Below are 3,684 nucleotides of genomic sequence, written 5' to 3' on the forward strand. Positions count from 1 at the left end.
AGAACATACGGATGAAGTGTCTTACTAATAAAGCAAAACGATCAAAACGAATGTGAATTCGGTTTGTGCGTTTAGTTGAGAGAACGATCAAGCGTTAAAGGGCTTCTGACGGATGCCTTGGCGTAGAGAGGCGATGAAAGACGTGGCAAGCTGCGATAAGTACCGGGGAGGCGCTAGCACCCTTTGATCCGGTAATTTCTGAATGGGGGAACCCACCTTTGCGTTCTGTTCATTTTAGTGAAACGGTTAAGTTTGTTGGTTTGGTTTAAGCATCTGTCACGCAGGTGTTTGAGGCAAGCCAGTGACCCGGGCTTTGGCCTGGCACTCGGCGCGCAAGCGTCGCGCTAATATGAGCGGAGCGTTAAAAGGTATAATAAACTGAATACATAGGTTTATTAAGCGAACGCGGTGAACTGAAACATCTCAGTAACCGTAGGAAAGGACATCAACCGAGACTCCGAAAGTAGTGGCGAGCGAAATCGGACCAGGCCAGTGATCTTGTGATATAAAGTCGAACGATCTGGAAAGGTCGGCCATAGCGGGTGATAGCCCCGTAGACGTTAACTAGCAAGATCCTCGAGTAGGGCGGGACACGTGAAATCCTGTCTGAACATGGGGGGACCACCCTCCAAGCCTAAGTACTCCTCTACGACCGATAGTGAACAAGTACCGTGAGGGAAAGGTGAAAAGCACCCCGACAAGGGGAGTGAAACAGATCCTGAAATCGGAAGCCTACAAGCAGTCGGAGCCCCTATACGGGGTGACGGCGTACCTTTTGTATAATGGGTCAGCGACTTCATGTGCCGAGCAAGCTTAAGCCGTTAGGTGTAGGCGTAGCGAAAGCGAGTTTGAACAGAGCGTCAAGTTCGTCGCATGACGACCCGAAACCAGGTGATCTATCCATGAGCAGGTTGAAGGTAAGGTAACACTTACTGGAGGACCGAACCCGTGAATGTTGAAAAATTCTGGGATGACTTGTGGATAGGGGTGAAAGGCCAATCAAACCTGGACATAGCTGGTTCTCCGCGAAATCTATTTAGGTAGAGCGTCCGACGAATACCCTGGGGGGTAGAGCACTGAATGGATGCGGGCGGCGCGAGCTGTACCAATTCTAATCAAACTCCGAATACCCAGGAGTACTATCGGGCAGACACACGGCGGGTGCTAACGTCCGTCGTGAAAAGGGAAACAACCCTAACCATCATCTAAGGCCCCCAAGTTATGGCTAAGTGGGAAACGATGTGGGATTGCATTGACAATCAGGAGGTTGGCTTAGAAGCAGCCATCCTTTAAAGAAAGCGTAACAGCTCACTGATCAAGCGATCCTGCGCGGAAAATGTAACGGGGCTCAAGCCATGCGCCGAAGATATGGGTTCAACGCGAGTTGAGCGGTAGCGGAGCGTTCCGTAAGCCTGTGAAGGTCAACCGTGAGGTTGGCTGGAGGTATCGGAAGTGAGAATGCTGACATGAGTAGCGAAAGGAGGGTGAGAAGCCCTCCCGCCGAAAGACCAAGGGTTCCTGCGTAAAGCTAATCTGCGCAGGGTTAGCCAGCCCCTAAGGCGAGGCCGAAAGGCGTAGTCGATGGGAATCCGGTGAATATTCCGGAGCCAGTATGAAGTGACGGATGGTGTAAGTTGTCGGGGCTTATTGGATTGTTCCCGGCAGCGAAGCTGTCCCTGGAAATAACTCATACATAGACTGTACCCGAAACCGACACAGGTGGTCAGGTAGAGCATACCAAGGCGCTTGAGAGAACTATGCTGAAGGAACTCGGCAAATTACACGCGTAACTTCGGGATAAGCGTGACTCACTCTGGGCAACCAGATCTGAGTGGCACAGGCCAGGGGGTAGCGACTGTTTATCAAAAACACAGGGCTCTGCGAAGCTGTAAAGCGACGTATAGGGTCTGACGCCTGCCCGGTGCCGGAAGGTTAAAAGGAGTTGTGCAAGCAGCGAATTGAAGCCCCGGTAAACGGCGGCCGTAACTATAACGGTCCTAAGGTAGCGAAATTCCTTGTCGGGTAAGTTCCGACCTGCACGAATGGCGTAACGACTTCCCCACTGTCTCCAGCATAGACTCAGCGAAATTGAATTCCCCGTGAAGATGCGGGGTTCCCGCGGTCAGACGGAAAGACCCTATGAACCTTTACTATAGCTTCGCCTTGGCGTTAGCAGCAACATGTGTAGGATAGGTGGGAGGCTATGAAACCGGGGCGCCAGTTCCGGTGGAGCCATCCTTGAAATACCACCCTTATTGCTGTTGGCGTCTAACCGCGGCCCGTCTATCCGGGTCCGGGACATGGCGTGGTGGGTAGTTTGACTGGGGCGGTCGCCTCCCAAAGTGTAACGGAGGCGCGCGATGGTGGGCTCAGAACGGTCGGAAATCGTTCGCTGAGTGCAATGGCATAAGCCCGCCTGACTGCGAGACTGACAAGTCGAGCAGAGACGAAAGTCGGCCATAGTGATCCGGTGGTCCTGCGTGGAAGGGCCATCGCTCAACGGATAAAAGGTACTCTAGGGATAACAGGCTGATTTTGCCCAAGAGTCCATATCGACGGCAAAGTTTGGCACCTCGATGTCGGCTCATCACATCCTGGGGCTGGAGCAGGTCCCAAGGGTATGGCTGTTCGCCATTTAAAGTGGTACGTGAGCTGGGTTCAGAACGTCGTGAGACAGTTTGGTCCCTATCTGCCGTGGGTGTTCGAGACTTGAGAGGATCTGTCCCTAGTACGAGAGGACCGGGATGGACATACCTCTGGTGTACCTGTCGTGGCGCCAGCCGCGCAGCAGGGTAGCTAAGTATGGAATAGATAACCGCTGAAAGCATCTAAGCGGGAAACTAACCTCAAAACAAGGTCTCGCTGAGGATCGTGGAAGACTACCACGTTGATAGGCCGGATGTGGAAGCACCGCGAGGTGTGAAGCTAACCGGTACTAATAATCCGATCGGCTTGATCGCTCTCTCAACCAAACGCACAGACAATCACTTCAAAGTCCTTCGCGCTTCGCGCTCAGTGTACTTTGAAGTGGGTTCGATAAAGACATATTGCCTCTCGAAGCGGTTCTTCGAGACAATATGACATTTTGCTTTAAGACAGCTTCGCTGTCGTCAGATATTGTGTCTTCTCATACAACTTGTGTTCGATTGACCTGGTGGCTATGCCGGTTGGTCCCCACCCGATCCCATTCCGAACTCGGTCGTTAAGCCTACCAGGGCCGATGGTACTTCGTCTTAAGGCGCGGGAGAGTAGGTCGTCGCCAGGTCTATCAAACACAAGGCTTCAGGTTGCGCTAACGCTGCGCTATCTGAGCGCTAATACCCTTCAATTACTCACTTCCTTCAAAGACCGTCAGGCAATCCGCTTGCCGGTCTTTTTTAGTATCAGCCAAGGCAAAAACCCTGACTGATAAACGGCCAAAAATATCGACGAACCGCTTCAAGATATTTTTGACTGTCTAATACCGGGTAAAAGTACACACTGAGCAAAGCGAAGGACTTTTATCCGATCACTGTCGCGGGGTGGAGCAGCCCCCTCCAAAGCGCCTAAGCGCGGCGGAAAACCAAAAACATAACCGGGCAGCGCTCTCAAACCGGTTACAAGTGTCGCGGGGTGGAGCAGCCCGGTAGCTCGTCAGGCTCATAACCTGAAGGTCGTCAGTTCAAATCTGGCCCCCGCAACCAT

At 52.4% G+C, this 3,684-nt stretch carries 1 tRNA gene and 2 rRNA genes; all 3 read left to right on the plus strand.

Features of this window, described 5'->3' with window-relative positions:
- The first annotated feature begins 85 nt into the window (after positions 1–85).
- Positions 86–2,960, plus strand: a 23S ribosomal RNA gene (locus E5201_RS03965).
- A 190-nt stretch (positions 2,961–3,150) separates the two neighbouring features.
- Positions 3,151–3,265: ribosomal RNA gene (rrf, locus tag E5201_RS03970) — 5S ribosomal RNA — on the plus strand.
- 341 nt (positions 3,266–3,606) lie between these two features.
- Positions 3,607–3,683 (plus strand) — tRNA-Met (locus tag E5201_RS03975).
- Position 3,684: the final 1 nt, after the last annotated feature.

It is taken from the genome of Asticcacaulis tiandongensis (genome assembly GCF_006475605.1).
GTDB lineage: Bacteria > Pseudomonadota > Alphaproteobacteria > Caulobacterales > Caulobacteraceae > Asticcacaulis > Asticcacaulis tiandongensis.